We start from the raw sequence: 22,767 nt of genomic DNA, 5'->3' as shown, positions 1-22,767 counted from the left end.
GTGGCGCGCCCGGATCGTCACCGGTTCTGGGGAGGCCCCTCGCCCCGGCTCAGTCCAGGGACTCGTCCATGGCCCGGACCAGTGTGCCGTCCGGGTCCATGTCCAGGTTCCACATCATGAGCCCGCCCAACCCCCGGTCACGCACGTACTCGCCCTTGAGCGTGATCACGTCGGTGTTGTCGTAGGTCCACCAGGTGTCGCCGTCGTAGATCCAGTACGCGCCCGCCTCCTCGTCGAGGAAGCGCCGCCCCTCGCGTTCCTCCAGGTCCGCGAAGGCCATGGTGGGACCGTCGTAGGCGTCCTCGGCGGGCGCCTCGGGCACCTGGCCGCGCCCCGCGCCCTCCGGTCCCACGCCCTGCCAGCCGCGGCCGAAGGCGGGCACGCCCACGACCAGTCGTGAGGGGTGCGCGCCCAGGTCCAGGTAGCGCTGAACGGCACGGTCGACGCTGTTGGCGTCGGGATCGCTCCCCGGGGCGTGGAGGTTGGAGTGGTGGGCGGTCCGCTCGCTCCAGGGCCCCGCGAAGTCGTAACCCTGGACCGTGGCGAAGTCGACGAGTTCGAACAGTTCGGCGTCGTAGGCGGCGCTCTGCTCGGCGCCGCCCGGCAGCGACACCGAGAGCGTGTACTCCTGCCCGGTCTCCTCGGACAGCGCGTCGAGTTGGCGGCGAAACTCCGCCACCAGCGGGGTGAAGTTCGCGGCGTCGTCGGGGTGGACCGTGTTGCCGGGCCGGCCTCCTCCCCCCGGCCACTCCCAGTCGAGGTCGATGCCGTCGAACACCCCGGCCGCCGCGCCCTCGCCACCCTGCGGTCCGCCGTCGCGCACCGGCAGGTCGCCGCGGATCCACAGGTCCAGGCAGGAGGCGACGAAGGCCGCACGCGACTCGGGGGTGCGGGCCGCCGTGGAGAAGTGCGTCGACCAGCTCCATCCGCCCAGGGACAGGCTCGCCCCCAGGTCGGGGTGCTCCTCGCGCAGCAGCCGCAACTGGTGGAGGCCTCCGGCGAGTTCCTGGTCGGGATCGTCGGCCCGGCCGTCGACGCTCTCCCCAGCGGTGTACGGCCGCTGGTAGAGCTCCCATGGCTGGTCCTCGCGACCGGTGGGGATGTGGCACAGGCCGTCTTCGTCGATGTCCCCGAAGGCCCACATGAGGCGGGTCAGGTGTTCCGGTGCGCCGTTGGCCGCCACGTCCGCGACGGTGAAGTCGCGAGCGGCCACGTTCCAGCCCGCGAAGTAGGCGACGCGTTCGGGTTCACGGCCGCCGATCAGGACGAGGGCGGTCGCGACGAGGGAGCCGACCGCGAGCGCCGCGGCCAGGAGGGTCACGGGACGGCGGTGGAGGGGGCGGGCCGGGGAGGTTCGGTTGACCTGCACCCTTCGACCCTAGGCACCGAACGGCGCGAGCGCAGGGCCTTCCGGCCGGGACGGCCACATCAGGCCAGATCGCTCCGTTGCGCCGCGAACGGGGAACCCGGGGCGCCGCTGACACGTTCGCGGTGCCATCGCCCGGTGGTCAGCCGCTCGTGAGGTAGTCGCGCAGGGTGCCCGCCCGGGAGGGGTGGCGCAGCTTGGTCAGCGTCTTGGCCTCGATCTGGCGGATCCTCTCGCGGGTCACGCCGAACTCGCGGCCGACCTCCTCCAACGTGCGCGGATGGCCGTCGGCCATGCCGAAGCGGAGCCGGATGATCCGCCGCTCCCGTTCGGACAGGTCGCCCAGCAGGGTGCGCAGCTGTTCCTGGAGGAGGGTGAAGGAGGCCGCCTCCGCCGGGACGACGGCGTCGGAGTCCTCGATGAAGTCGCCGAAGTCGGACTCCTCCTCCCCGATCGGGGACTGGAGCGACACCGGTTCGCGGGCGATCCGCTGGATCTCCAGGACCCGCTCGCCGCCGAACCCCATGGCGGAGGAGATCTCGGCGGTGCTCGGTTCCCGGCCCAGCTGCTGGTGGAGCCGGTGCTGCACGCGTAGGAGCTTGTTGATCGTCTCCACCATGTGCACGGGGATCCGGATCGTGCGCGCCTGGTCGGCGATGGCTCGGGTGATGGCCTGGCGGATCCACCACGTGGCGTAGGTGGAGAACTTGAAGCCCTTGGTGTAGTCGAACTTCTCCACCGCGCGGATCAGGCCCAGGTTGCCCTCCTGGATGAGGTCGAGGAAGAGCAGGCCCCGCCCCATGTAGCGCTTGGCGATCGACACGACGAGTCGGAGGTTGGACTCGATCAGCCGCCGTTTGGCACGCCGCCCCTCCTCCACCAGCGCGTCGAGCTCCTCGGCCGTGCACACCGTCGCGTCCGGTTCGCGGCGCTGGGCGTACAGGCCCGCCTCGATCGCCTTGGCGAGGTCGACCTCCTCCTCGGCGGTCAGCAGCGGCACCCGACCGATCTCGCCGAGGTAGAGGCGGACCAGGTCCGCCCCGGAGCGTCTGCCGCCGTCGGTCGGAGGACCGCTCTCCTCCGCGTCGGCGACCTCGACCCCGATGCGGGCCAGATGCCGCACTGCCTCATCCAGGGACTCGGGGGGCGCGTCCAGCCGTTCCAGGGCAGAGGCGACCTCACCGCGACTGACCGTTCCCCGAGCCGCGTCCGGAAGCATCCGGACCACTTGTCGAACCGACGGCATTTCGTGCGTCACAACTGTGGGAGCCACCACTACATTGTGCCGGTCCGGGCACCCTTAAGGGGAGACCCATTATTGTCACCCCACTGCTACATTGCCCCCTGGCCATACTCTCGAAGAGCACGTCTTTCCTGCTCAAGGCGCATAAGCTCGGTGAATACCCGCTGCTGCTCATCGACTTGAGAAGTACCTTCGAGCCGAGCGAGCTCGGATTTGAGGTTTGCCACCCGCCGATTGATGGAATGAGTCTTGACTGTGCCCAGCATTTGAGTGGCGTAATGCTCGTCGAGTTCTCCATAGAACTCCACGGGTTCGACCACCAAGCGCGTGAGGAAATCGCGCTGGGCCTCATTCGGCGCGGCCTCGCGCAGGTCGTTCACCCAGCCCTGCGGATCATGTGCGGCGGCCACCCCACCGCCCTGGGCGATGAGGGCGAGCACCGCCCTGTGCTGCGGGACGGTGAAGTCCTCATCGGTGAACTCGTCGAACCCCCGGGCCAGACCCGGGAACTGCACGGCGATCTTGAGGGCCTGGCGTTCCCGCTGGACCGAGGGATCGCGCAGGTCGTAGGGGGCCTCCCCTGCGTCCGGGGTCGGGACCGGACGGGCGTCGGCTCGCGGCCGCCGCTCTCCCCCGCGCGCGGCGGACCCGCGCATGTGCTGGGCGACCCGGCGCTGGACGAGGGCCTCGTCCATGATCCCGGTCCAGCGGTCCAGGCTCGCACCGTAGTTGCGGCGCACGCCCTCGTCGCGGATGCTCGCCACGATGGGGGCGGCCGCGTCCAGGGCGGCCATCCGACCCTCGGGAGAGGAGAGGTCGTAGCCCTCCATGACGTTGCGGATCATGAACTCGTACAGCCGCACGGCGCCGTCGACGAGGTCGACCACCGCCTGAGGGCCGTGCTGGAACCGCAGGTCGCAGGGGTCGAGCCCGTCGGACTGCACGGCGACGTAGGTCTCGGAGGTGAACCCGTGCTCCTCGGCGAAGGCGCGCACGGCCGCCTTCTGCCCGGCCTTGTCCCCGTCGAAGGTGAAGACCACCCGGCCGCCCTGGTTGGTCCGGCCCAGCAGCATGCGGCGCAGGATCTTGACGTGGTCCTCGCCGAAGGACGTGCCGCAGGTGGCCACGGCGGTGGTCACCCCGGCGTCGTGGCAGGCCATAACGTCGGTGTAGCCCTCGACGATGACCGCCTCGCCCTTCTGGGAGATGTCACGCTTGGCCAGGTCGAGCCCGTACAGCAACCGCCCCTTGTGGAAGATGGGGCTCTCCGGCGAGTTGAGGTACTTGGGGCCGTCCTCGGAGGGGTCGAGCTTGCGGGCGCCGAAGCCGACGACCTCGCCGGTGACCTCGCGCACCGGCCACAGCAGCCGGTTGCGGAAGCGGTCGTAGGCTCCGCGCCGCCCCTGGCTGGCCAGGCCGCCGCTGATCAGCTCCTGGTCGGTGAACCCCTTGCGGCGCAGGTGGGCGGTGAGGTTCTCCCATCCGGCGGGGGCGAAGCCGAGGCCGAAGCGCTCGGCGTGGGTCCGGTTGAAGCCGCGTTCGGTGAGGAAGCGGCGTGCGGTCGCCGCCTCGGGGGACAGCAGCCGTTCGGCGTAGAACTCGGCCGCGGCGCGGTGGGCGTCGAGCAGGCGCTGGCGCTTGCCCTCGTCGCGCCTGGTGCTGCGGCCGCCCTCCTCGTAGCGCAGGGTGATGCCCGACTGGCGGGCGAGGGACTCGACCGCCTCGGCGAAGCTGAGGCTGTCGATCCGCTGGAGGAAGGAGATGACGTCCCCGCCCTCGTTGCAGCCGAAGCAGTACCAGAGGTTCTTCGAGGGGGTGACGTTGAAGGAGGGGGACTTCTCGTCGTGGAACGGGCACAGTCCCTTGAGCGAGCCGCCTCCGGCGTTGCGTAGCTGGAGGTACTCGCCGATCACGTCCGCGATGGGGGTGCGTTCGCGCACCAGGGCGATGTCTTCGTCTTTGATCCGTCCTGCCACGGGTGCCAGCGTAGTTCGCCTGAGGGACCGTCCGTCCCCTGTCCGCGAAGCCCACCCGTCACCCGCCACCGCTCAGCGGTCACTTCGCGAAAGGGCGGGACACCCCCAACCGACACCTCCGGTGCGGCGCCCCTCCCGTTTCCCCTCCGTCCACCCGGGCGACACCGGGGCGTCGACCGTGCCTGGCAGCGTCGGAGACCCCCAGCCGAGGAGGATCGACAACGGTGCCCGGTCTCCCCCCGCCGTTCGGCCGTCACTCGACCTGGATCGTCGTCGGCGCCGCCGCGGTGGCCGTGGTCCTGGTCGCGATCGGGTTCGTCGTGTTCACCCGCGAGACGACACCGGTCGAGGGCGTGGTCGGCTCGGAGAAGGTCGCGTTCTTCGAGGACGAGCGCGTCCAGGACCGGTTCGAGGACCTGGGGTATGCCGTCACCGTGCGCCCCCGGGGCTCCCGGCTGCTGGGCGAGCGGACCGACGGTGCCGATTTCGTCTCCCCCGGGTCGCGCCACCTGGCAGAACGCGCCCAGGAGCTCAACAGCGTCTCGACGGAGTACCTGCCGTTCAGCACTCCGATGGTCCTGCTCGGATACGAACCGGTGGTGGACGCTCTGGAGGGCGCCGGGGTCGCCGTCCGGGAGGAGGACGGCACCTGGTCCTTCGACATGTCCGCCTACCTGGACCTGACCGAGGAGCGGACCCGCTGGCGCGACCTGCCCGGGGACTCGGTGAGCTCCAGTAACCGCAACGAGGTACTGGTCCGCACCACCGACCCGCGCACGTCCAACTCCGCCGCCATGCACGCCGTGGTGCTGTCCTACCTGCTCAACGGCGAGGAGGTCCTGGCTCCCGGTCCCGTCGACGAGGGGGTGTCCGAGACCATTTCCCGGCTCTTCCTCGCCCAGGGCCAGCCTCCGGAGTCCTCGCAGCAGCCCTTCGAGCAGTTCCGCGACCTCGGCGCCGGGCACACGCCGCTGGTGTGGGTGTACGAGTCCCAGTACGTGCAGGCGATGGTGAACGGTCCCGAACTGTCCGACGACGTGGTCGTGCTCTACCCGGGGCCGACCGTGTTCTCCGAGCACGCCGTGGTCCCCCTCACCGGCGCGGGCAACGAGGTCGGCCGGCTGCTCACCGAGGACCCCGAGCTCCAGGAGCTGGCCGCCGCACACGGCTTCCGCACCGACGACACCGCCCAGTTCGGCACCCTGGTGGAGGAGTACGGCCTCCCGGTCCGCACCCAGGTCACCGACGTGGTCCACCCCCCGACCTACGAGGCACTGGAGGCACTGCTGACCAGCATCGAGGACACCTACGAGGCCAGCGGGGCGAGGCCGCCCGTACCCGAGGAGGCCGGTGGCCGGGGCGGAGGTGGCCGCGGATGAGGCGCGCACTGCCCGCGGCCGCGCTCGCGGTCGCCCTGACGGCCTCCTCCTGCTCCCTCGTCGAGGGACTGGGCGGGGACACACTGCGGATCCTGGCCGGGAGTGAGGTCGCCGACCTGGAGCCGCTCCTGGAGGAGGTCTCCGAGCGCACCGGGGTGGAGGTGGAGCTCGACTACAGCGGCACGCTCGACGGGCTGACCCGGGTCGCCGCCGGTGACACCGGGGACTACGACGCGGTGTGGTTCGCCTCCAACCGCTACCTGCACCTGCACGAGGGCGGCCGGACCGCCGTGCACACCGAGACTCCGGTCATGGTCTCCCCCGTGGTCCTGGGTGTGGCCGAAGGCCGGGCCGAGACCCTGGGGTGGACCAGCGGCACCGATGTGACCTGGGCGGACGTGGCCGAGGCGGTCGCGGACGAGGAGCTGACCTACGGGATGACCAATCCGGGCGCCTCCAATTCCGGTTTCTCCGCGCTGATCGGGATCGCCTCGGCGCTGGCCGACACGGGCGTCGCCCTGCGCGGCGAGGACGTGGAGCGCGTCCGTCCGGAGTTGGCGGAGTTCTTCGAGGGCCAGGAGGTCACCGCGGGCTCCTCGGGGTGGCTGGCCCAGGACTTCGAGCGGCGCGTCCGCGAAGGGCGGCCGGTCGACGGGATGATCAACTACGAGTCGGTGCTGCTGTCGCTCAACGACTCGGGGGTGATGGAGGAGCCGCTCACCCTCGTGCACCCGGCCGACGGCACGGTGACGGCGGACTACCCGCTGACGCTACTGGCGAACCCGTCGGAGGAGACCCTGTCCGCCTATGAGCGGCTGGTCGGGGACCTGCTGTCGGAGGAGACGCAGCAGCGCATCGCCGATGACACCTGGCGGCGTCCGGTCGCTCAGGGGGCCTCGCTCACGGCGGACGTGCCACCGCTGGTGGAGCTGCCCTTCCCCGCCCAGTTGGAGGTGGTCGACGAGCTGGTCGCGGACTATGTCGGCGCCCTGCGGCGGCCGGCGCGCACGGTGTACGTGCTGGACGTGTCCGCGTCGATGGAGGGTGACCGGATCGAGGACCTGAGGTCGTCGTTGGAGGCGCTGACCGGCGCGGACGGCGGTTCCCTCGCCCATCGGACACAGGCCTTCCAGGAGCGGGAGGAGGTGACGCTGCTGCCGTTCTCCACGGAGCCGGGAGAGCCGAGCACGTTCGTGATGGAGCCGGGGACCGCGGAGTCGGCCGCGGCGGACCTGGCCGAGGAGGTGCGGTCGCTGGAGGCGGACGGGGACACGGCGGCCTACGACGCGCTCCGGGAGGCGTACGAACTGCTGGACGCCGCGCCCCGGGACGACCACCTGACCTCGGTGGTGTTCATGACCGACGGGGAGGTGAACCGGGGCTCGACCCTGGACGAGCTGCGCACCGCGTTGGACGGGATGCCGCGCGAGGTGGCCGCCACCCCGGTGTTCACGGTGCTGTTCGGCGAGTCCAATGAGACGGAGATGGCGGAGCTGGCCGAGATGACGGGCGGCCGGGTCTTCGACGGGCGTGAGCAGGACCTGGAACAGGTCTTCCGGGAGATTCGCGGCTACCAGTGACCTGGCGCCCCCGATGCGGGGGCGGTGCTCTCCCGGACGCGCAGCCTCGCGGGGACGACGGCGCGCGCCGGGGCGGCGTCCCCGGTCCCCCCGTCCGCGAGCGCGGCGAGGAGGAGTTCGACGGCGCTCCGGCCGAGCTGGGTGAAGTCCTGCCGGACGGTGGTCAGCGCGGGCGTGAGGTACTCGGTCTCGGGGATGTCGTCGAACCCGACGACGCTGACGTCGCCGGGAACCTCGATCCCGTTCTCGTGGAAGGCCCGCAGCACCCCGATCGACATCTGGTCGTTGGCCACGAAGGCCGCCGTGACCTCGGCTCCCCGGGCGCGTTCCCCGGCCAGCCGCAGCCCCAGTTCGTATCCGGACCGGGGGCTCCAGTCGCCGTGGGCCGGTGCGGGAACGGGTGCCCCGGCCTCGGCCAGCGCCCGGCGCCACCCCTCGACCCTCGCCTCGCCCTCCAGCCAGTCGCGCTTCCCGGCGATGTGGTGGACGGTCCGGTGGCCCAGGTCCAGCAGGTGGCGGGTGGCGGCGTACGCCCCGCCCTCCTGGTCGACGCGGACCACCGGCAGCCCCGACCCCCCACCGCCCTCGACCGCGACGAGCGGCCGGAGACCGGACAGGTCGGTGAGCGCCTCGACCACGGCCCGCTGCGGGGCGAGGGCGACGCATCCCTCCACCGACTGCTCGGCGAGACGGGCGGTGGCCTCGATGACCGCCTGGCGGGTGACACCGTCCAGGCTCACGACGCTCACGAAGTATCCGGCCTCGCGGGCGGCGTTCTCGATGGCGGCCAGGGTTCGGGCGGGCCCGAAGAGCGTGCTGTCGAAGGTGAGGACGCCGAGGAGGTTGGTCCTGCGGGTCACCAGGGCACGGGCCGAGGGGTTGCGCCGGTAGCCCAGCTCCTCGATGGCCGCCCGAACCCGGGTCACCGTCTCCGTCCGTACGTTGGGGTGCCCGTTGAGCACCCGGGAGACGGTCTGGTGGGAGACCCCTGCCAGCCGCGCGACGTCGGCCATGACGGGGGTGCGTCCGTCCCGTTCGGACATGGGGGTGTCCTCCTCACCGGATTCTCCGGCAGTGACGTGGGCAACATTGTTAGCGCTCACATCTGAGGCGTCAAGGAGCCTTCGTGACGGTTTCTCCGTTTCCTCCCCCGCCGTCCGCCCACGTGGGCGGACTCGGTCGACCCCCGCTGTGGACCGCCCGGTCTCAGCCGACCAGGCGGGCGTGCAGGGCGGTGGCCGAGGTGTCGGTGAGCGAGGCGACCTGGTCGACGACGACGCGCAGCGCGGCGGAGTCGTCGCGCGCGGCCTCGAACGCGGCGCGGAACTGCGGGTCCAATCCCCCGGGCGCGCCCTCGCGCAGCGCGGCGACCAGCTCCGTGATCGTTCGCCGTTCCTCGGCCTGGTAGGCCAGCGCCTCCTCCCGGGACATGACGAAGTGAGCGGCGACCGCCTTCAGCAGTGCGCACTCCAGGAGGGCCCGGCGGGGCAGGACGAGGTCGGCGCGGTAGCGGGTGAGCCGCCCGGGGCCGTGGGCGGCCCGGGTGGCGCGCTCGGCGGCATGACAGAAGCGGCCGATGAGTTCGCTGGTGAGGTTCTTGAGTGCGGCGAGGGAGGCGAGGTCGCCGGTGAACTCGCCGGGCCACATCGGTTCGGCGAGCAGGTCGGTGAGAACGTGGTCGAGTTCGGCGGTGTCGGCGTCACAGTAGCGGTCGGCGGCGATCCGGCACACCTCGGCGCGTTCGACGGGGGCGCGCAGTGCGGCCATGCTCACCAGCCCGGCGTGCAGGGCGTCCTCGACGTCGTGCACGGAATAGGCGACGTCGTCGGCCCAGTCCATGACCTGCGCCTCGAAGCAGGTGCGGCCAGCGGGAGCGCCCTCGCGCAGCCAGGAGAAGACTTCGGTGTCGTCGGGGTAGCAGTTGAACTTGTGGGTGTCGCCGCCCTCGCCCCTGCGCCACGGGTACTTGACGGTGGCGTCGAGGGTGGCGCGGGTGAGGTTGAGTCCGTTGCTGCGGCCGTCCGGGGCGATCACCTTGCCCTCCAGGCGGACGAGCAGCCGCAGGCTCTGGGCGTTGCCCTCGAAGCCGCCGCAGGCGGCCGCGGCCTCGTCCAGCGCGCGTTCGCCGTTGTGGCCGAAGGGCGGATGTCCCAGGTCGTGGGACAGGCACGCGGCCTCGACCAGGTCGGGGTCGCAGCCCAGGGCCTGCCCCAGTTCACGGCCGATCTGGGCGCACTCCAGGGAGTGCGTCAGCCGGGTGCGCGGGAAGTCGCTCACCCCGGGCTGGACGACCTGGGTCTTGGCGGCCAGTCGGCGCAGCGCGGAGCTGTGCAGCACTCGGGCCCGGTCACGTTCGAAGGGGCCTCTGGCGCGGTTCTTGCGGGACTCGCCCGCCATCCGCGCGGTGTCCGTCGGCGTGTAGCCGGGGACACCGCCCTCTGATCCCGCTCGGTTCGTCATCGTCTTCACGACTCTACTCAGCGGAGGGGACGAAACATGACATCGACCCTGTTCAGGCCGCGTCGACGCGGATGTCGCTGCTGTCGCTGAAGATCCAGTAGTACCAGAGCGACATGGTCTCCCTGGTGATGTACCAGAGCTGGGTGCGGCGCTCGATGACCGCCGGCCCCGACCGTGCCGGGGAGGTGCCCGCCTCGATGCCGTGGTCGTGCGCCATGCGCTGGGAACGCAGACTGTGCCAGGGGTCGGAGACGAGGGTCGCCGTCTCCCAGCCGTTGTCCTCGAAGACCTCGGAGACGGCCCGGATGCTCTGCAGGGTGTCCCGGCCCTCCTCCACCGCGATGACCTGTTCCGCGGGTACGCCGACCTCGACCAGCCAGTTCCGCCCCGAGGCGGCCTCGGTGTAGTTGTCGGCGGGCTGCTTGCCGCCGACCGTGACGATGACGGGGGCGACTCCGCTCTGGTAGAGGCTCTGGGCGTGCCTCAGGCGGGCCTCGAAGATCTCCGAGGGCACGCCGTTGTACTGGCTGGCGCCGAGGACGATGATGGCGTCGGTGGCCGCACGGTCATCCTGTCGGGCCGTGTACCACACCCACGCCCAGGTCCCGGGGGGCAGCGCCAGGAGTGCGAGCAGCACGAGAGCGATCAGCCAGCGGACACGGAGGCGGCGGCGCTTGCGGCGGCGGGGCGGGGCCGGGCGTGAGCGTCCCCGACGAGGACCGCGGCCGTCGCCCGGGCCGTCACCACGGGGATCGGTGGGGTCGTCGATCGGCGTGCCGCGTCCGGGGTTGCCGTCCGTCGGGGTTCGGGGGCCGTCCGGTTCGACGGGCACGTAGGGGTCGGTGACGGGCGCGCGGCCGCCCGTGGCGGGCACACCGCGCGCGCCCGGACGTTCACGCACGAAACGGCGGGTGAACCCGCTCCCGGGACCGTGGTCGGACGGATCGGTCGAGCCGGTCGGTTCGACCGGGTCGGTCGGGGCGTCCCCCGTGGCGGCTCCGGGCCGGGTGAAGGCCCGGGTGGCCGCGGTGCCCGAGACGTCGGCGGTGTCCCCCTGGTCACGGGTGAAGGCCCGGGTCGCCGCCTGGTCCGGAGCCGGCGCCCCCGCGTCCCCGGGTTCGCGGACGAAGGCGCGGGTGGTCTCGAGCAGGGGTTCCCCTACCTGTTCACGCGTGAACACACGTGTGCTCTCGTCGTCGGTTGGAGACGCGGAGGCCGGGTTCTCCCCCGGGTCGTCGCCGCGCCCGTCACTCGCCGTTCGCACCGGCTCACCTCCGCACATCACTGCCTGGGGGACCATGCACCCCCTGGGACGTCCACCGACCTCCGCTGGTTCGTACCTCTTCGAACCCGTGGGGCCGATCCGGGCAACCGAAACGGAAGTGGTCGCACGCGGGAACGCCGCGCGCGGGAGAGGATAGCGGGGAACGACGGACGCACCAATGGTCAAGAATATATCACGATAAGGTCACATCTCATCGGCTCGACCGTCGGGGTCCGGGACGAGTCTAAGGCGTACGCACAGGACAGCGCCCGTCTCACACGGCGGGGCGGACGCGGCGAGGAGGAGCCGCGCCCGCCCCGGCCGACTCAGTTCGCGGTGCGCCCCGCGGCCCGGCCCGCCTCCAGGCGGGCGACGGGCACACGGAACGGCGAGCAGGACACGTAGTCCAGCCCCGCGTCGTGGAAGAAGTGGACCGAGGCCGGGTCACCGCCGTGCTCACCGCACACACCCAGCTTGATCCCGGGACGCGCGGCACGCCCCTCCTCCACCGCGATGCGGATCAGGCGGCCGACGCCGTCCACGTCCAGGGACTCGAACGGCGACACCCCGAACACGCCCTTCTCCAGGTAGGCGGAGAAGAAGGACGCCTCCACGTCGTCGCGGGAGAAGCCCCACACGGTCTGGGTGAGGTCGTTGGTGCCGAAGGAGAAGAACTCGGCGTTCTCCGCGATCTGACCGGCGGTCAGCGCGGCGCGCGGCAGCTCGATCATGGTGCCGACCGGGAAGTCGAGCTCCACGCCGTTCTCCTCTCCCACCTCGCGCAGCACGCGCTGGGCGTCCTCCTTGATGATCTCCAGCTCCTGCACCGTGCCCACCAGCGGAATCATGATCTCCGGGCGGGGACGGCCGCCCTCGCGGACACGGTCCACGGCGGCCTGGGCGATGGCGCGCACCTGCATGGTGAACAGCCCCGGCACGACCAGTCCCAGCCGCACGCCGCGCAGGCCCAGCATCGGGTTCTGCTCGTGCAGCTTGTGGACGGCCTGGAGGAGCCGCAGGTCGTTCTCGTGGCTCTCGCCGCGCGACTCGGCCACGGCCACCCGTACCGACAGCTCGGTGATGTCGGGCAGGAACTCGTGCAGCGGCGGGTCGAGCAGGCGCACGGTCACCGGCAGGCCGTCCATGGCGCCGAGGATGCCGGTGAAGTCCTCCCGCTGGAGCGGGAGCAGGGTGTCGAGGGCCTCCTGCTGCTCCTCGGGCGTGTCGGCGAGGATGAGCCGTTCCACCAGCTGGCGACGGTCGCCGAGGAACATGTGCTCGGTGCGGCACAGTCCGATGCCCTGCGCGCCCATACGGCGGGCGCGGGCGGCGTCCTCGGGGGTGTCGGCATTGGCCCGCACGTACATGCGGCGGGCGGCGTCGACGTAGTGCATGAGGCGGTCGACGGCGCGGACGAGGTCGTCGGCCTGGTCCGAGGCGGGGTCGATCTCGCCCTCGAAGTAGCGCACCACGGGCGAGTCCACGACGGGGACCTCACCCAGGTAGACCTGGCCGCTGGTGCCGTCGATGGAGATGACGTCGCCCTCCTCGACCACCTCGCCGCCGGGCGCGGTCATGCGCCGGTTCTTGGTGTCGATGTCGAGCTCCTCGGCACCGCACACGCACGTCTTGCCCATACCCCGGGCGACGACGGCGGCGTGCGAGGTCTTGCCGCCGCGGCTGGTGAGGATGCCCTCGGCGGCGATCATGCCCTCGAGGTCGTCGGGGTTGGTCTCGCGGCGGCAGAGGATGACCTTCTCACCGCTGCGCGACCACTTGACGGCGGTGTAGGAGTCGAAGACCGCCTTGCCGACCGCCGCGCCGGGTGAGGCGTTCATGCCGCGGCCGATGCGGTGGACGTCGTCGGAGACCGTGGCCCTCTCGTCGAAGCGCGGGAACATCAGCTGGGCGAGCTGGTCTCCGGTGACGCGCTGGACGGCCTCGTCAAGGGTGATCATGCCCTGGTCGACGAGCTGGTCGGCGATGCGGAACGCGGCGGCGGCGGTGCGCTTGCCGACGCGGGTCTGGAGCATCCAGAGCTTGCCGCGCTCGATGGTGAACTCGATGTCGCACAGGTCCCTGTAGTGGTTCTCCAGGGTCTCCATGATGCCCATCAGCTCCTGGTAGCTGCGGGCGTCGATCTTCTCCAGGTCGGCGAGCGGCACGGTGTTGCGGATGCCGGCCACGACGTCCTCACCCTGGGCGTTCTGGAGGTAGTCGCCGTAGACACCGGACTGGCCGGTGGCGGGGTCGCGGGTGAAGGCGACGCCGGTTCCGGAGTCCATGCCGAGGTTGCCGAAGACCATGGAGCAGATGTTGACGGCCGTCCCCAGGTCGGCGGGGATGCGCTCCTGGCGGCGGTAGAGGACGGCGCGGGGCGCGTTCCAGGAGTCGAAGACCGCCTTGACGGCCTGGGCCATCTGCTCGCGCGGGTCGGTGGGGAAGGGGCTGCCGGTCTGCTCCTGGACGATGGCCTTGAACCGCTCGACGAGCGCGCGGAAGTCGTCGGCGTCCAGGTCGAGGTCGTCCGTGATGCCCTTGGCGGCCTTGGCCTCGTCGATGGCGTCCTCGAACAGTTCGCCGTCGATGCCCTGGACGGTCTTGCCGAACATCTGGACCAGGCGGCGGTAGGAGTCCCAGGCGAAGCGCTCGTCGCCGCCCTGGTTGGCCAGGCCCACGACCGACTCGTCGTTGAGGCCGATGTTGAGGACGGTCTCCATCATGCCGGGCATGGAGAATCTGGCGCCCGAACGTACGCTCACGAGGAGCGGATCGTCGGGCTGGCCGAGCCTGCGGCCCATGGCCTTCTCCAGTTCCTTGAGGTTGGCCTCGATCTCCGCGTCCAGACCGGCGGGCACCTCGCCGTTGTCGAGGTAGTGGCGGCACGCCCCCGTGGTGATGGTGAAGCCCGGGGGCACCGGCAGCCCGAGGTTGGTCATCTCGGCGAGGTTGGCCCCCTTACCGCCGAGGAGATCCTTCAGGTCCTTGTTGCCCTCGGTGAACTTGTAGACGTACTTGGCCACGGGGGTGCTCCCTCGTCATGTCGACGGCTCCGTCGCGAGCCGACCCTTGCTGCGTGGGCGTGACTCTTCCACACTCTGCGACCTTCCCCCTCCATGAACCACCGTTTTTCGTAGTTTTAGCAGGTCAAAAGCATTAGAGAGGTCTATACCAATGGTTCAGCCCGGGTACACGGATCCCTGCCTCCAGGATACGAGGGAAGGAGTCGAGCGTCCCGTGATACCGCTGGTCACAGCAGCCACGTGCGCAAACCGGAGTCCTTGAACCGACCCGAACGAGGCGCGGAAGGGTACACGACCAATTCCACCCAGACCCGCCCCCTCGGGGATACTGTGCGACTCGACACATCTCTACCGGCAAGTAACCTACGCGTCCGTAGGTTAGGCTTCGGTCATCGCCCCACAGGGCAGGACGCGAGAAGGAAGGTGCACGGCGGTGTCGGACGAGCAGGCGCGGGAGACCGGGGCCGTGACGGGGGAGGACAACGCCGCGCCCGAGGAGGCGTCCGTCCCCGAACGGGCGGCCACGGCCGCCGGTGAGCTACTGGAGGCGGTCAAGCCCCGGCTGCGCGGGTGGCTGCACCTGGGTACGGCTCCCCTGGCGCTGGCGGCCGGAATCGTACTGGTCTGCCTCGCCCCCACCTGGCCCGCCAGGGCGGCCAGCGCCGTCTACGCGCTCAGCTCGGTGATGCTGTTCAGCACCTCGGCCATCTACCACGTCGGCCGGTGGTCACCGCGCGCCCAGCAGGTGCTGCGGCGCATGGACCACTCGAACATCTACCTGATCATCGCCGGCACCTACACGCCGTTCGTGGTCCTGGTCCTGGAGGGCGGCCTGCGCGCGGCGATGCTGGCGCTGATCTGGGGCGGCGCGATCGCGGGAGTGGGATTCAAGCTGCTCTGGCTGGGCGCGCCGCGCTGGCTGTCCACGGCTCTGTACCTGGCGATCGGCTGGGTCGCCGTACTGTTCATCCCCGAACTGATCAGCGGGACGCACCCGGCGACGTGGATCCTCATCCTCGTGGGCGGTGTGCTCTACAGCGTCGGCGCGGTCGTGTACGGCCTCAAGTGGCCCGACCCGGCGCCGCGCTGGTTCGGCTTCCACGAGATCTTCCACTCGCTGACCATCGCGGCCTTCGTCTGCCAGTACATCGCGGTGTCGTTCGTCGTCTACACGGCCGGCTGAATCCCCCGGAACGGGCACCACGACGGCGCGTGCCGTTCGTCGTCCACACCTCGGGCCGACCGGCGACCGCCCCGCCTCACCCGGCGTCCCCCTCCTTCGCGGCGAGGCGGTCCGACGCCAGGAGGAGAACCGCGGACACGCCGAGCAGGGTGGCGAACCCGGCCAGGAGGAGCGCGAAGTCACTCGTGAGCGAGGCGGCCAGGGGGCCGACGCTCGCCCCGACGAAGAGGACGAAACCGTTGAGGGCCATGCCGCCGGCCCGGTCCGGCGCCGCCGCCTCGCCGAAGAGCGTGATCATCGCCGGAACGGCCACGGCGATACCGACGACGAAGACCAGGCTCGCCGCGCAGACCCCGACGAGGGACTGGGCCAGGACCGCCTCCCCCGCCAGACCGAGGGCCGCGACCAGGAACCCGGTTCGGGCGACGGCGTTCAGACCCCAGCGCCGCGCCAGCGGGCCCACGGTCAACGCGGCGAACATCCCGGGCAGTCCGACCAGGCGGATCAGGATGACGTCCGAGGGGTCGAGTCCGAGCTCGCCCACGTGAGGGCCGAGGGCGGTGTACATACCCACGAAGGTCAGCAGAAGGGTGACGTGGGAGCAGCACAGCGCCAGGACGGACGGCTTCACCGCGACCCGGCCCAGAGCCGCGAAGCGGTGTCCGAGGTGGCCCGAGACACCTCCGCGGGGGGCCTCGGAGAGGGTGAGGGCGGCCGTCAGGCACGAACCGGCCAGAACCGTCGCGCAGACCACGAACACCCAGGGCCAGCCGAACCAGAGTGACACGTACGAGGCCAGCACCTGACCGAAGATGCCCGCTACGAGGAAGGCGGTGGACATCGCCCCGATCGCGGAGTGCCGCCGTTCGGGGGGTGTCGCCTCGGCCAGGTAGGCCAGGGCCACCGGTGTGAAGCTGGCCGCCGCCAGCCCCTGGAGCCCCCGGAGCGCGGCCAGCCACACGACCGACGTCGCGAAGGCGCAGGCGAGGGTCGCCAGGGACAGGGCGAGGAGCCCGGGAACCATGAGCTTCCTCCGGCCGACCTGGTCGGAGACGGGCCCCCAGATCAGGAAGCCCGCCGCGTAGCAGAGGCTGAAGCAGGTCGCGAGGGCGAACGTGACGTCACCGCCGAGCTCCGCGCCCACCGGGGCGAAGAGCGGGATCGCGGCGTACAGCTGCGTCAGCACGATCAGGGCCGTGAGGACGAGTAACGCCACGGCGGCTCCGCCCGCCGGGTGGGCGGAGCCCCGCCCCCGGGTGGAAGCCGTCCGCCCGTGGTCGGGCGAGGGGGGTGTGAGCGGACGAGAAGACAAGGGGAACCTCTTTCCAACGCAAACGTTGGAAACGAGCGTAGTAGCATGAACCGCCCATAGCAACGCTTGCGTTGGAAGTTGGTCGGGCACCGAGGAGACGTATTGGCCTGGGACACCGAGGGCACGAAGCGCAGGATCAGGGAGGCGGCCGTCAGCGAGTTCGCGAGGTTCGGCCCCGACGGCACGACCATCGAACGCATCGCCGGGGCCGCCGGGGTGAACAAGGAGCGGGTGTACAACTACTTCGGCGGCAAGCGAAGCCTGTTCTCCACCGTCCTGCGCGACGAGCTCGCGAAGGTCGCCCGGGCCGTACCCGTCGAGTCCTTCGCCACGGAGGACGTCGGCGACTACGCGGGACGGGTGTACGACTACCACCGCGAGCGGCCCGAGCTGACCAGACTGCTGCGTTGGGAGGGGCTCGCCTTCGACGGCGAGGTCCCCGACGAGGAGCTGCGCCGCCGGTACTACGGATACAAGTCGGCGGCCATGTCGGACGGCCAGGAGCACGGCGCGGTCACGCGGTCGATCGACGCCGACCACCTCACCTTCCTCGTCCTCTCCCTCGCCGGGTGGTGGTCGGCGGTCCCGCAGGTGGCGCGCATGCTGGCCGGACCTCCCACCGAGCAGGAGCACGCCAGGCGCCGCGCCGCGGTGGTGGAGGCGGCCCGACGCCTGGCCCGCAGCCCCTGACACCGGTTCCTCACCGGGACGGCGCCGCGCCCTGCCGCACGCAACCGTCCACGAGGTCGGCGAACGCGTCGGCGGACTCGTCGCTCGGGGACGCGCGCGGCAATTCCGATGGCCTGATCCGACCGGAACGGGTCCCGTCAGACGATGCGGACTCGCGTCGACGCCCTCCCCGCCAGCGGAGGAAAGGCCGGGGGTAGACCACCCGCGGCCTCTTCGCGTCCTCCACGATCCGCCGCGGACCGGCCCGAGGAGGCGCACGCGGGGCCGTAACCGGATGAGGCCGATCACCCCAACGGCTCTGGTTCGCGCCGACACATGAACGCGGGGTGCGCCGCGCAGTGCTCGGTGAGCCGGTCCCCACCCGGACTCCGGCATCGCCCACTCCCTGAATCAACGACGGAGAGCAAGGATCCCTGGCCCCGTCTCGTGCGAGCCCTGGAGCCTGAACCCCTGAGTCGGACTTTTTGTGCATTCCAGAACCAGGAATTTCCGTTTCTTCGGGATCTGCAGTGGAACGCCGCACCGAGGGGTTCGGCCGCAGCCGATGTCCTCTGACGCACCGACCGTTCGGACATCACTTGAAACAGAGGCAACGGCAATCCCCCTCATCTCCTGCACCCCGATCTGAACCGCACCGACCCCGGAAGTCCACCACCCCGATACGCATACCTTCCTGTTGATAGTTGGACAAAGCACACAAGAGGATCATTGTTCGCATAACTCCGAAAGAATCAGTTTTACGAATTTTCCTCCTCTCGCACTTTGTTAGGTTTTGCGGCAATTAAAGGCAACCCGAAATCCTTGACGGGACGCCCCTCGCTCTGGCCACCGCCGACTCGAAGGGGGCAGCATGACCGGAGCCGTATCAACACCTCGCCGAGGCGCCGAACTCCTCGCATGCGAAGGGCCCGGTCAAGGCAAGAACACGCGGAGGAAAGCCCATGACGTTCAAGAACATCTTCGACAACGGAGAAAGTGAAGCCAGGTCCGCCGAAGGGTCCGCCCGGAATGTATATGAAAAAATTCCCGGAGCTCGACCCGAACGAGAAGGGGTCGACCCGGAGCTCTTCGACGGAATCCCTGAAGTCGAGCGCGATCCTAAGATCATACGCGAGACGTCGCCTGAGGCGATCAACATCATGAACAGCTTCATCGCCCCCCTCTTCAAGAACACCCAGACAGCAGCCGCCAAGCAGCGCGCGGACAGCGAAAACCCCGAATCGACGTCCAACATGGCGTCTTCGGCCAAGGATGAGGCATTCAAAAACGTCCAGGTGGAGATCGAGGAAGAAGACCGGCCGGAAATCAGCCATGAGGAGCGGGAAGCGCTGAGCAGGGAAAGCTACGGATCAGCCAAAAAGCGCGAAAAGGAATGATGGCGGGACGATCGATTGGAGCAAGCCGACTCGGTGGCCTGAAAACTTCCCGTCCGGTTGCAGCCAGCCGGACACAGTCCACCGGAAACCACTGACAGATCGTTGATTTCTGCTACTCAAGGAGGTTGACAGGCATGGGCGGCCCCACCAAGAACAACGTGAGTACGACTCATCTCGGCGAACGGTTTGTTCGTCATCCGCTGACCGGGCGGAACCTGAAGGAACTCGACATCGCCGACAAGGCCTCATCCATCCTGGAGCGGGACAAGGAAAAACTGAAAAGGAAGGCCGAGAAGAAAGCCCCGGACGGCACGGATCGGTACGTCTGTCCTACCGGATTCTCCCTGAACAAGGGACGGTTCCTCGACTTTCCCGATGGGGAGGACACGGCCCACCAGCGCGGGTGGCGCGCCTACATGACGGTGGGTGTACCACTGGTCGAAGAACGAAGCGACATCGCACAGCCGCCTCCCGACGTGATCTCCAAGCAGACGTACGTCAATCGGACCGACCCCATCCCCACAGACTGGTCGCACACCGTAGAATTCTCGATTTCGAACACCATCAGCTGGTCGCTCCAGGGACAGGTTCAGCTCACCTTCGGGGCGAAGACCACCGCCTCCCTACAGCAGCAGTTGCAGAAGAGCATGGCGATGAACCATTCTCAGAAGACCACCCTGAAGAACAGCAAAGACAATCAGGGCGTGGACTCGGAATCTCAGTCGCAGATGACGAGCACGACAACGGCCACGAGTACCGCCACGGGCACCGGGGAGCTGTCGGCACAGCTGATGCTCGGGATCACCGCTTCTGTCAGTGGTTCGTTGACCACCTCGTTCAAAACATCGTCCACGCTGAGCGGGAAGGTCGGCAGCCGGGTAGACGTCCTGGCCACACAGCGACGCCAGGTGAGGAGGTTCGACTACGAGTTTCCCATCTCCTTCGGCGGGTGGGTCGCTTTGTATTACCCCGAGCCGGTAGAGGTCAAGGAGACCCGTCCAAACGGCCCACAGGCCAAGGAACCGGAATACGCCGAGGTGATCGCATGGAAACTCGGCGAGACCGGCGCCCCCGCAGAGGCCTTCGACCTGACCGATGAGGGCAGGCCGTTCATGCAGAAGGGGGAGGCCGAGGTCGTTTCCACACTCGCCGGGGTGCACGAGATCTTCGAACTTGAGAAACTCAATTTCGATGAGAAGTACCACCCGCTGCACAAGGCCGGCGGTAAAGACCCGGAGAGCCCGAAGGAGGCTCCCGTCGAACTCGCCACCGGGCTGGGGACGGCCGATGGCCTCGCGCTGGATCTGGCGAACCAGAAGGCGTACGTCACCGACCGGTACAACGGCGGCAAGCTGTACAGGGTGGATCTCGCTGGCGAAGACACGGACTGGGTCCTGGAGAAGCTGGGACAGGTCAACGATGTGGCGCTGGACCTACCAGGCGGCAAGGCCTACGTCACCGACTACAGCGGTAAGCGCCTGTTCACGGTGGATCTGGCCGACAGCTCCGCCTCCCCGGTCACGGTCGCCGAGGGCATGAGCGCGTACGGCGTCGCGCTGGACCTTCCGGGTAGGAAGGCCTACGTCACCGACGTCGAACAAGGGAAGCTGATCGAGTTCGACCTGAACGGCGCACCGGCGGAGAGGCTGCGCACCTGGGACGTGCCCAGGGCCGCCGGGGTGGCGTTGAACGGGGGCAGGGCGTACGTCGGCCAGTACGACCGCGGCGGGTTGTACGAGGTCGACCTGGAGACGGATGACGGCACGCCGCAGGCCGTGGCCACCAATCTCGGGCGAAGCGTCCGTCTGGCGCTGGACGGCGCGGCCAACGCCTACGTCTCCGACTCGGGCGGCGGCAGGCTGCACGAGGTCGTCGTGGCCGATGGCGAGGGCAGGGGCCTGCGGCGCGTGGTGGCCGACGGACTCGGCACGGTCGCCGGTGTCGGACTGGACCGCGACAACGGCCGGATCTACGTCAGCAACCGGCAGGGCAAACTGTTGCGGATCTCCGGCGTGCTGCCCGACGCCTCGGCAGAGTCGTAGCGCAGGGCGTTCCTTCTCGGGTGGAAACCCGTACGGCGAAGCTGGGGGCGGGCCGCCCCCGGCTTCGTCGTCTTCGGTTGAGGGATGAGAGAGGGTCAGCCACGTACGGCGGCGCGCAGGAAGGTGCTCCACTCGCCCCGGGGAAAGGAGAGATAGCCCAGGTCGCGCTGGGTGGAGTCGCGGACCGCGAACCGGGTCGGCTCGTTCAGGAAGGGACCCGCCTCGACGCACTCACCGCCACCGTTGACGCTGTAGCTGCTGACGTGCCAGCCGACCTCGACGCACTGGCCTCCACCATTCATGCTGTAGCTACTGGTTCGCCAACCGACGACGGCCGACGTGTCCCGGTTCATTGCAGATTCCTCTCCCTGGCCGCGACGAACGCGACCGAGTCCTCCGGACTCAAGCTCATCTCGCGCAACCGATCGTATACGTCGACCAACTGGTCGACATCTCCACGTTCCAGGTAGATCCCACCCCCTCGGCTCTCGATGTGTGCCACAGTGGAGAAGGGAGCGCCGAGGCCAAGCAGGGTGAAGCTTCCTTCGGGACTGGGATGGGCACCCTTGTCGAACGGCAGCACGCGAATGGTCACATTTCCCGTGTCCGCCATCTCTCTCAGGTGGCGAAGCTGCTTCCGTGTGACCTCGTGTCCCCCGACCGGACGGCACAGGGCGGCCTCATCGAACAGCACTTCGTACTTCTGGATGGAGTTTCCGTTCAGAATCTTCTGCCGGTCCATCCTCAGCTCGACCCAACGCTTCACCTGCTCCGCACCAACGTGTCGGTCAACCGTGTCGATCAGGGCATGCGCGTACTCACGGGTTTGCAACAATCCCGGCACCACAAGAGCCGTGAACGTGCGAATCGTCTCAGCGCGGGATTCCAGCCAGACCCCATCAATGGTCGAACCCCAGACGTCATCGCCTGAGTACTTGTCCCACCACCCGGTCTGCCAGACCTCGCCGCACAGGTTGAGCATGGTCTCGCGCTGGGTCTTGTCGTCCACGCCATACAGATCCATGAGCGCGAGCAGATCACCCCGCCGCACCGGGAACGTACCCAACTCGAAGCGGCTCACCGAGGACAGGTCCTTCTGCAGGTACTCGGCCGCCTCCTTGAGCGTGAGGTTGTTCTGCTCACGCAACTGCCGGAGCATGCGCCCCAACCACTGGGCCCGCAGGGTGACGCGTCGTTCCCTCTTCGGCGGCATGTAACCCCTTCCAAAGTTTGATGCGAATTCGCATCAGCACTTGCAGGGAACCAGGCTACATGCTTACCTAGCAATAGGTGAACGGTTCGTCACTGAAAGAAACGGACGTTTCTGGGCACAAAAGACAGCCGCCCGGGGTGGGGTCATGAGCTTGGACCCTCTACGTCCCACCTCGGGCGGCCTACAGGAGAGGAACGCCTATGCCAGGCATCCCCGAACTCCCAACCCCTATTCTCCCGCAGGCGTGGGCCGAGGTCGACACCTCTGTGGACAACGAGCCCCCGGAGGTCCTCGCCCCGCACCAGTTCGAGCGCTACTGCGCGACCATCCGCGACCTCGTCGCCGCCTCCGGCCTGGACGTCGACGACTTCGGCTTCACCCCCGCCAGGTGCCTCGTCGTCCAGGACACCGACCTCGGCCTGTTCATGAAGCTCGAACTGCACCCTGACCGCACGGTGGACTGCGAGTTCACCCTGGAGGACGAACTCCTCGACCCCAGTCCCACCGTGGACCTCGCCACCCGCGTCGTCCGCCTCTTCCACCAGGGTCGCCGCCTCCGGAAGGCCCGCCTCGAAGAGAGCTAGCCGCCCCCCGGACACGGATCGCGCCCCCGCGCGGCTCAGGCCCCCGGAAGAGACCCGAGGCGCGGGGGCGTGACCG

17 protein-coding genes are annotated in these 22,767 nt (G+C 69.3%); 7 read left to right on the top strand and 10 right to left on the bottom strand.

What is annotated here, in order from left to right:
* Nucleotides 1-49: 49 nt before the first annotated feature.
* From KIK06_RS02615 to dnaG, 3 genes are all read right to left on the bottom strand, one after another.
* On the bottom strand, nucleotides 50-1,369 hold the full coding sequence (locus tag KIK06_RS02615; protein ID WP_442789733.1) for a glycoside hydrolase family 18 protein: 1,320 nt from the start codon (nucleotides 1,367-1,369) through the stop codon (nucleotides 50-52).
* A 139-nt stretch (nucleotides 1,370-1,508) separates the two neighbouring features.
* Nucleotides 1,509-2,585 carry an RNA polymerase sigma factor RpoD gene (gene rpoD, locus KIK06_RS02610; protein ID WP_268641766.1) on the bottom strand — a complete coding sequence of 359 codons (1,077 nt, stop codon included), beginning with the start codon at nucleotides 2,583-2,585 and terminating at the stop codon, nucleotides 1,509-1,511.
* Between the two features lie 113 nt (nucleotides 2,586-2,698).
* Nucleotides 2,699-4,585, bottom strand: a complete 1,887-nt coding sequence (gene dnaG, locus KIK06_RS02605; RefSeq protein ID WP_268641764.1) for a DNA primase — start codon at nucleotides 4,583-4,585, stop codon at nucleotides 2,699-2,701.
* 224 nt (nucleotides 4,586-4,809) lie between these two features.
* Here dnaG and KIK06_RS02600 point away from each other — a divergent pair, with 224 nt between their 5' ends.
* Both KIK06_RS02600 and KIK06_RS02595 read left to right on the top strand, forming a co-directional pair.
* The gene (locus KIK06_RS02600) at nucleotides 4,810-5,964 is read left to right on the top strand and encodes a hypothetical protein (protein ID WP_268641762.1); all 1,155 of its coding nucleotides are present in this window, start codon (nucleotides 4,810-4,812) and stop codon (nucleotides 5,962-5,964) included.
* Nucleotides 5,961-7,544: a vWA domain-containing protein gene (locus KIK06_RS02595; protein ID WP_017599612.1), complete on the top strand. Its 1,584-nt coding sequence runs from the start codon at nucleotides 5,961-5,963 to the stop codon at nucleotides 7,542-7,544. The genes KIK06_RS02600 and KIK06_RS02595 overlap by 4 nt, the downstream gene beginning before the upstream one ends.
* Here KIK06_RS02595 and KIK06_RS02590 read toward each other — a convergent pair.
* From KIK06_RS02590 to ppdK, 4 genes are all read right to left on the bottom strand, one after another.
* Nucleotides 7,535-8,587 carry a LacI family DNA-binding transcriptional regulator gene (locus KIK06_RS02590; RefSeq protein ID WP_268641761.1) on the bottom strand — a complete coding sequence of 351 codons (1,053 nt, stop codon included), beginning with the start codon at nucleotides 8,585-8,587 and terminating at the stop codon, nucleotides 7,535-7,537. The genes KIK06_RS02595 and KIK06_RS02590 overlap by 10 nt on opposite strands.
* A gap of 163 nt (nucleotides 8,588-8,750) precedes the next feature.
* Nucleotides 8,751-10,004 carry a deoxyguanosinetriphosphate triphosphohydrolase gene (locus tag KIK06_RS02585; protein ID WP_026127786.1) on the bottom strand — a complete coding sequence of 418 codons (1,254 nt, stop codon included), beginning with the start codon at nucleotides 10,002-10,004 and terminating at the stop codon, nucleotides 8,751-8,753.
* A 52-nt stretch (nucleotides 10,005-10,056) separates the two neighbouring features.
* Complete coding sequence (locus tag KIK06_RS02580; RefSeq protein ID WP_268641760.1) at nucleotides 10,057-11,268, bottom strand: YdcF family protein; 1,212 nt, start codon at nucleotides 11,266-11,268, stop codon at nucleotides 10,057-10,059.
* Nucleotides 11,269-11,594: 326 nt separating this feature from the next.
* The gene (gene ppdK / locus KIK06_RS02575) at nucleotides 11,595-14,291 is read right to left on the bottom strand and encodes a pyruvate, phosphate dikinase (protein WP_017599608.1); all 2,697 of its coding nucleotides are present in this window, start codon (nucleotides 14,289-14,291) and stop codon (nucleotides 11,595-11,597) included.
* A 466-nt stretch (nucleotides 14,292-14,757) separates the two neighbouring features.
* Here ppdK and trhA point away from each other — a divergent pair, with 466 nt between their 5' ends.
* On the top strand, nucleotides 14,758-15,474 hold the full coding sequence (gene trhA / locus KIK06_RS02570) for a PAQR family membrane homeostasis protein TrhA (protein WP_086003023.1): 717 nt from the start codon (nucleotides 14,758-14,760) through the stop codon (nucleotides 15,472-15,474).
* A gap of 76 nt (nucleotides 15,475-15,550) precedes the next feature.
* On the opposite strand, the gene KIK06_RS02565 is transcribed toward trhA, so the two are convergent.
* Nucleotides 15,551-16,690 carry an MFS transporter gene (locus KIK06_RS02565; protein ID WP_268641759.1) on the bottom strand — a complete coding sequence of 380 codons (1,140 nt, stop codon included), beginning with the start codon at nucleotides 16,688-16,690 and terminating at the stop codon, nucleotides 15,551-15,553.
* Nucleotides 16,691-16,888: 198 nt separating this feature from the next.
* Between KIK06_RS02565 and KIK06_RS02560 the strand changes: the two genes are divergently transcribed.
* The 3 genes from KIK06_RS02560 (at nucleotide 16,889) to KIK06_RS02550 (ending at nucleotide 20,894) form a co-directional block, all read left to right on the top strand.
* On the top strand, nucleotides 16,889-17,476 hold the full coding sequence (locus KIK06_RS02560) for a TetR family transcriptional regulator (RefSeq protein ID WP_268641757.1): 588 nt from the start codon (nucleotides 16,889-16,891) through the stop codon (nucleotides 17,474-17,476).
* A 941-nt stretch (nucleotides 17,477-18,417) separates the two neighbouring features.
* Nucleotides 18,418-18,852: a hypothetical protein gene (locus KIK06_RS02555; protein ID WP_268641756.1), complete on the top strand. Its 435-nt coding sequence runs from the start codon at nucleotides 18,418-18,420 to the stop codon at nucleotides 18,850-18,852.
* Between the two features lie 134 nt (nucleotides 18,853-18,986).
* Nucleotides 18,987-20,894 (top strand): YncE family protein, encoded by a 1,908-nt coding sequence (locus KIK06_RS02550; protein ID WP_268641755.1) that lies wholly within the window; start codon nucleotides 18,987-18,989, stop codon nucleotides 20,892-20,894.
* A 95-nt stretch (nucleotides 20,895-20,989) separates the two neighbouring features.
* On the opposite strand, the gene KIK06_RS02545 is transcribed toward KIK06_RS02550, so the two are convergent.
* Nucleotides 20,990-21,247, bottom strand: a complete 258-nt coding sequence (locus KIK06_RS02545) for a DUF397 domain-containing protein (protein WP_268641754.1) — start codon at nucleotides 21,245-21,247, stop codon at nucleotides 20,990-20,992.
* Nucleotides 21,244-22,053, bottom strand: coding sequence for a helix-turn-helix domain-containing protein (locus KIK06_RS02540; RefSeq protein ID WP_268645829.1), 810 nt, complete (start codon nucleotides 22,051-22,053; stop codon nucleotides 21,244-21,246). The genes KIK06_RS02545 and KIK06_RS02540 overlap by 4 nt, the downstream gene beginning before the upstream one ends.
* Before the next feature lie 254 nt (nucleotides 22,054-22,307).
* Between KIK06_RS02540 and KIK06_RS02535 the strand changes: the two genes are divergently transcribed.
* Entirely contained in the window at nucleotides 22,308-22,691 is a 384-nt protein-coding gene (locus KIK06_RS02535) for a hypothetical protein (RefSeq protein WP_268641752.1), read from the top strand.
* Nucleotides 22,692-22,767: the final 76 nt, after the last annotated feature.

It is taken from the genome of Nocardiopsis sp. EMB25 (assembly GCF_026797795.1).
In the GTDB taxonomy this organism is placed as follows: Bacteria; Actinomycetota; Actinomycetes; order Streptosporangiales; family Streptosporangiaceae; genus Nocardiopsis; species Nocardiopsis lucentensis.
Note: the sequence above shows the minus strand (reverse complement) of the source record. Positions and strands in the feature narration are given on the sequence as shown.